Below are 5,342 nucleotides of genomic sequence, written 5' to 3' on the forward strand. Positions count from 1 at the left end.
GCCGCGCAGGCCGTCGATCTGGGAGCAGGGTATGCACTGCGCCCGCAGTCTGTCGGACGAGCGGTACCTGCTGTGCATACCGTGGGACCTCCGCAACCGCCCCGAGAGCCCCGGGGCGATTGACGAGACCACGCCCGTCTCGCTCGGCGGCGTGCTGGTCCTGGCGGTCGTCCTGGTGGCGCTGGCCGCGTACTTCGGACTGCGGGACCGGCTGGTGTGGGCGGTCCCGGTGGTCGCCGCGCCGCCGGTGCTGCTGATGTACGCGTCCTTCATGACGCACGCCTCGGCGGACGCCTCCCCCTGGCCGGTGGCCGCCGCCTTCTTCATGCTGGTGATCAGCGGCGCGACGCTGCTGGCAGCGTACGCGGCGCAGGAGCTGGGCAGGCGCGTGCTGCGGTCCTGACCGTCACGCGGATCCGGTACCGCTCGTCCGACAGACTGCGGGCGCAGTGCATACCCTGCTCCCAGATCGACGGCCTGCGCGGCTTCCACGGAGACCGCGCCGTCGACCTCACGTTCACCCGGCCCGACGGCACCCACGCGGGCTGGACGGTGCTCGCGGGGCGGAACGGCTCGGGGAAGACCACGCTGCTGCGGGTGCTGGGGCTGCTGCTCAACGACGCCCGGCTGGCTCTGGGTGTACTGGACGGTCCCGCCGCAGTCACGCCGCGAGGACCGGCGGCAGGCGCAGCTCGAACCAGAGTGACTTGCCGCCGGGGCCGAGGGCGCCGTCCGCGAGGGAGCAGCCGCCCCAGCGGTCGGCGACCGCGTCCAGGAGGAAGAGGCCCCGGCCCTCGTCGGACTGCGCGGGCGGCGCCGGGACGGAGCCGCACAGCGTTGCCGGGGGGCAGGTCCGGCGCCGGGTCCCACACGCTGCCGCGCAGCACCGGGAAGAGCCAGTGCAGCCGGATTCCGGCCGGCCCCTTGGTGTGCCGTACGGCGTTGGTGACCAGCTCGGAGGCGAGGAGCTCCGCGCTCGCGGAGAGTGCGGAGAGTCCGTGCGCCGCGAGGACGACCCGCACCGTCGTCCTGGCGATGCCGGGGCCGCGCGGGTCGCAGGGGAAGGTGAGTTCGTACGCCCACTGCGAGTCGAAGGGGATGGGCTCGGGGTGCGTGTCCATACGCGTGCCTCCCGGATACCGGCGAGCCTGTTTGGACCTCACAAGCTAGCAGGCTTAATACATAACAGTGCTACGTATTCACTAGAACGAGTTAACTCGACTTGGGTGGTGGACCGACACTCGGACAGGGCAGCACACTGTGCGCGGACGAAGGGGACGCACATGGCTCCACGGCACGCACCGACCATCCGACAGCGCCGGTTCGGCACCGAGCTGCGCAGGCTACGCGAGGCCGCAGGACTGACCGCCGCGAAAGCGGCGGACGAACTGGGCACGGACCGGACCGTCATCGCCAACGTCGAGGGAGGCCGCTTCGGCATCAGCGAGGAGCGGCTGCGGCGTCTGGCCAGCATCTACGAGTGCGACGACGACGAACTCGTAGATGCTCTGGCCGCGATGACGGGCGGTCGGAAAGGCGGCTGGTGGGAGGAGTACCGGAGCAAGATCCCGCCCGGCTTCCTGGATGTCGCGGAGATCGAGCACGACGCCGTCAGGCTGCGCACGGTGCAGACAGCGCATCTGCCGGGGCTGTTCCAGACCGAGGACCACGCCCGGGTGCTCTTCGAGCTGGTAATGCCCCGGCTGCCGCGCCTGGAAGTGGAACTGCGGGTCGCGCATCGCATGGCCCGCCAGGCCGCGGTGACCGGTGCGTCGGCGAAGCCCTACAGGGGCGTGATCCACGAGGCGGCCCTGCGGATGCAGCCCGGTGGCCGCGAGGTGGCCGCCGCTCAGCTCAAGTACCTCACCGAGGCGAGCGAACGGGACAACGTGACCCTGCTCGTGATCCCGTTCTCCGCCGGAGGCTTCCCCATGATCGGGGAGTCGATCCTCTACGCATGCGCCGTCTCGCCCCATCTCGACACCGTTCATCTGGACTCCCCGACCGGCGCTGTGTTCTTCGACTCCCCGGCGCAACTGGCCAACTTTCGCAGCCGATTCGACGCGATCGAACGAGTAGCGTTGCCGGAGAGCAAGTCCCGCGACTTCATGCGTGTCATCGCGCGTGAGCTGTGAGAGGAACGCACGTGTACGAGATGCAGTGGGTCAAGTCGTCGTTCTCCGAGGACGGCGGAAACAACTGCGTCGAGGTCGCCCGCATATCCCCCGGACGGCTCGCGCTACGCGAGAGCGCGGATCCCGCACACGTGCTCACCCCGACCCGTGGAGCCCTTGACGCGCTGCTGCGCAGCGCGAAGGCGGGCGCTCTTCATCAGATCAGGTGATCACTTCCTCTTCGCACCCCGCCGCTGGTCCGGCTGCCTACCGTGAGGGCGTCGCTTGTGGCACGCAGTTTTCATGCCCACACTGAAGGAGGAGGTGTTACCCGATGACCGCTCTCGCCCACGAGATGCCGCCGCCCGACTGCGATGACGACGCCGAGGCTCCAGCTCTCCCCGACCTCGACCAGGTGCTGTGGCAGGCGTGGCAGGCCATGGAGCTCCCCGAGGGCTACCGCGCAGAGATCATCGAGGGAGCCATCGAGGTGTCACCGACCGGTCGCCGAACCCATGCCCAGGCCATTAACCGCCTGCGGAACGCACTAGTCCGCTTCCTGGGGGCAGGCACACACGCGTCGTTCCAGGACACCAACATGGTGCATGGCCGCAAGGTCTGGATCCCGGACCTCATCATCGCCCCTGAAGACCTGGAGCCGCACGAGGACGAGGACGGTCTCGGCATCCAGGCGTCCGCCGTCGCCCTCGTCGCCGAAGTCGTCTCCCCCGGGCGCCGCGCACAGCAGCGCGACCGCGAGCGCAGGCGCCGGGAGTACGCACGCGCCGGGATCCCCGTGTACGTGATCATCGACGATCACGACGGCGGCGGCTCCGTCACCGTGCTCAGCGGCCCCCTCCCCGAGAAAGCGGACTACAGCGACGTCCACCGGGTGCCCTACGGCACCGAGGTGACCATCCCCGAGGGGCCCGCGAAGGGATTCGCCATCAACGAGGACATCACCGGCCCGCAGCGCGAAGGCTGAGTCAGCCCGCCGTCGCCGCCCGCTGCGCGCGCTCCGTCGTCGCGATCGTCGCGCTGCCGACCACCCGGGTGCCCTCGTACAGCACGATCGCCTGGCCCGGGGCCACTCCGCGCTCCGGTCCTGCGGTAAAGCGGACGCGGAGCTCGTCGCCGGCCAGTTCCGCGCTGACCTCCGTCTCCGTGCCGTGGGCGCGCAGTTGGGCCGTGTACGGGCGCGATACGCCTGCCGCAGGGGGCGCGCCGCACCAGCGGGCGCGTACCGCCGTCAGCGACGCCACGTCCAGCGCTGCCGCCGGGCCGACCGTGACGGTGTTCTGCACCGGGGAGATGTCCAGGACGTACCGCGGCTTGCCGTCGGGGGCCGGGTGGCCCAGGCGGAGGCCCTTGCGCTGCCCGATGGTGAAGCCGTACGCGCCCTCGTGAGTGCCCAGCTCCGCGCCGGACTCGTCGACGATCGCGCCCTCCCGCGTCCCCAGGCGGTCCGCCAGGAAGCCCCGCGTGTCGCCGTCGGCGATGAAGCAGATGTCGTGGCTGTCCGGCTTCTTCGCCACCGAGAGGCCGCGCCGCGCCGCCTCCTCGCGGATCTCGTCCTTGGTGGTGAGCGTGTCGCCCAGCGGGAACAACGCGTGGGCCAGCTGCCGCTCGTCCAGCACGCCGAGCACATAGCTCTGGTCCTTCGCCGCGTCGCTCGCGCGGTGCAGCTCGCGGCCGCCGTCCGGGCGCTCCACCACCGTCGCGTAGTGGCCCGTGCACACCGCGTCGAACCCCAGGGCCAGCGCCTTGTCCAGCAGGGCCGCGAACTTGATCTTCTCGTTGCAGCGCAGGCAGGGGTTGGGGGTGCGGCCCGCCTCGTACTCCGCGACGAAGTCCTCCACCACGTCCTCGCGGAAGCGTTCGGCCAGGTCCCACACGTAGAACGGGATCCCGATGACGTCGGCGGCGCGGCGGGCGTCGTGCGAGTCCTCCACGGTGCAGCAGCCGCGCGCGCCCGTACGGAACGACTTCGGGTTCTCCGACAGGGCCAGGTGGACGCCCGTCACCTCGTGCCCGGCCTCGGCCGCGCGCGCCGCGGCCACGGCCGAGTCGACGCCGCCGGACATGGCGGCCAGGACGCGGAGCGGGCGCCCGGCGGACGCGGGGGCGGTGGTGGTGCCTGCGGACTCAGTCATAGCATCCTCCAGGGTAGACGGAACACAGGAGTGGGCCGAACGCGTTAGGAAGCCCGTGGAGATCACCAGGCGGAAGCTGCTCATCGGGGGCGGCGTGGCCGTCGGCATCAGCGTGCTGGGCGCCGCGGGGCGCGACGACGCGTCGCGCCTGTGGTGGCGCCTGCCGGGAAACCACAAGCCCCGGAAGGAGGGCGAGGTCGACGACGAACGGGCCCGCTGGGTCGCGGCCTCCTCCGCGAACTGGCGGCGGGCCGACCGGCCCGCCGACTACCGCATCGACCGCGTGGTGATCCATGTGACGCAGGGCAGCTTCAGCTCGGCGCTGAAGGTCTTCCAGGACCCGGGGCACGGCGCCGCCGCGCACTACGTCGTCGGCAAGGACGGCCATGTCGCGCAGATGATCCGCGAACTGGACGTGGCGTACCACGCGGGCAACCGCGGGTGGAACGAGCGCAGCGTCGGCGTCGAGCACGAGGGGTTCGTGGACCGGCCCGGGGACTTCACCCCCGCCATGTACGCCGCGTCCGCGCGGCTGGTCGCCGGGATATGCGGCCGGTACGACATCCCCGTGGACCGGGAGCACATCGTGGGGCACTCCGAGGTGCCGGACGCCGACCACACGGATCCCGGCCGGCACTGGGACTGGGACCGCTATCTCCGCCTCGTCCGGCGGGAGAGCCGGCGCGGTGGTCGCGCGTAGCGTCGCGGGACGCGGGCTGGTGCTGGGCAGGGGCTGCCCCTTGCTGTTGCGTCGCAGGCTGCGGGTGGTCATGGGCTGGTCGCGCAGTTCCCCGCGCCCCTGACGGGGCGCGTCCGTGTGCCCCGCAAGGGGCGCGGGGAACTGCGCGCGCAACCACAGAGGCGCCGCAGTCCGCAGGGCGCGGACCGGGGCAGCTCCGAACCGGCAGCCACGGCGGGGGCAACCATGATCCGCCCGAGACGCCTAGTTGTATTGCCCTGTGAGGTTGGGGACGCGGCTGGCGGGTGGTTTGCCTGCGAGCGCGGTGTGTCCGCGGTGGTGATTGTAGGAGTGCAGCCAGCGGGGGAACGCGTCGCGTCGTTCCTGCTCTGAGCG

General features: G+C 71.3%; 6 protein-coding genes and 1 pseudogene. 5 read left to right on the plus strand and 2 right to left on the minus strand.

Features of this window, described 5'->3' with window-relative positions; genetic code table 11:
• The 4 genes from G5C65_RS30430 to G5C65_RS30450 form a co-directional block, all read left to right on the plus strand.
• Positions 1 to 403, plus strand: a 403-nt coding sequence (locus G5C65_RS30430) for a hypothetical protein (protein WP_206442442.1), incomplete at its 5' end; no start/stop codon positions are given.
• Positions 404 to 1,283: 880 nt separating this feature from the next.
• Positions 1,284 to 2,135: a Scr1 family TA system antitoxin-like transcriptional regulator gene (locus G5C65_RS30440; RefSeq protein WP_165302278.1), complete on the plus strand. Its 852-nt coding sequence runs from the start codon at positions 1,284 to 1,286 to the stop codon at positions 2,133 to 2,135.
• Between the two features lie 20 nt (positions 2,136 to 2,155).
• The gene (locus G5C65_RS30445) at positions 2,156 to 2,344 is read left to right on the plus strand and encodes a DUF397 domain-containing protein (protein WP_206442443.1); all 189 of its coding nucleotides are present in this window, start codon (positions 2,156 to 2,158) and stop codon (positions 2,342 to 2,344) included.
• A gap of 104 nt (positions 2,345 to 2,448) precedes the next feature.
• Positions 2,449 to 3,099 (plus strand): Uma2 family endonuclease, encoded by a 651-nt coding sequence (locus tag G5C65_RS30450; protein WP_165302280.1) that lies wholly within the window; start codon positions 2,449 to 2,451, stop codon positions 3,097 to 3,099.
• Position 3,100: 1 nt separating this feature from the next.
• Here G5C65_RS30450 and mnmA read toward each other — a convergent pair whose 3' ends face one another.
• Positions 3,101 to 4,267, minus strand: coding sequence for a tRNA 2-thiouridine(34) synthase MnmA (gene mnmA / locus G5C65_RS30455; RefSeq protein ID WP_241266174.1), 1,167 nt, complete (start codon positions 4,265 to 4,267; stop codon positions 3,101 to 3,103).
• 61 nt (positions 4,268 to 4,328) lie between these two features.
• Here mnmA and G5C65_RS30460 point away from each other — a divergent pair, with 61 nt between their 5' ends.
• Entirely contained in the window at positions 4,329 to 4,967 is a 639-nt protein-coding gene (locus G5C65_RS30460) for an N-acetylmuramoyl-L-alanine amidase (RefSeq protein ID WP_338146742.1), read from the plus strand.
• A gap of 243 nt (positions 4,968 to 5,210) precedes the next feature.
• Here G5C65_RS30460 and G5C65_RS30465 read toward each other — a convergent pair.
• Positions 5,211 to 5,342, minus strand: a pseudogene (locus G5C65_RS30465) (IS481 family transposase); the annotation flags it as partial.

This window comes from Streptomyces boncukensis, from assembly GCF_011045075.1.
GTDB lineage: Bacteria > Actinomycetota > Actinomycetes > Streptomycetales > Streptomycetaceae > Streptomyces > Streptomyces boncukensis.

Bases quoted from the DNA above. Each gene is read 5' to 3' on its own strand.
- G5C65_RS30440 (WP_165302278.1), top strand. From the start codon at position 1,284: ATGGCTCCACGGCACGCACCGACCATCCGACAGCGCCGGTTCGGCACC.
- G5C65_RS30445 (WP_206442443.1), top strand. From the start codon at position 2,156: ATGCAGTGGGTCAAGTCGTCGTTCTCCGAGGACGGCGGAAACAACTGC.
- G5C65_RS30450 (WP_165302280.1), top strand. From the start codon at position 2,449: ATGACCGCTCTCGCCCACGAGATGCCGCCGCCCGACTGCGATGACGAC.
- mnmA (WP_241266174.1), bottom strand. From the start codon at position 4,267: ATGACTGAGTCCGCAGGCACCACCACCGCCCCCGCGTCCGCCGGGCGC.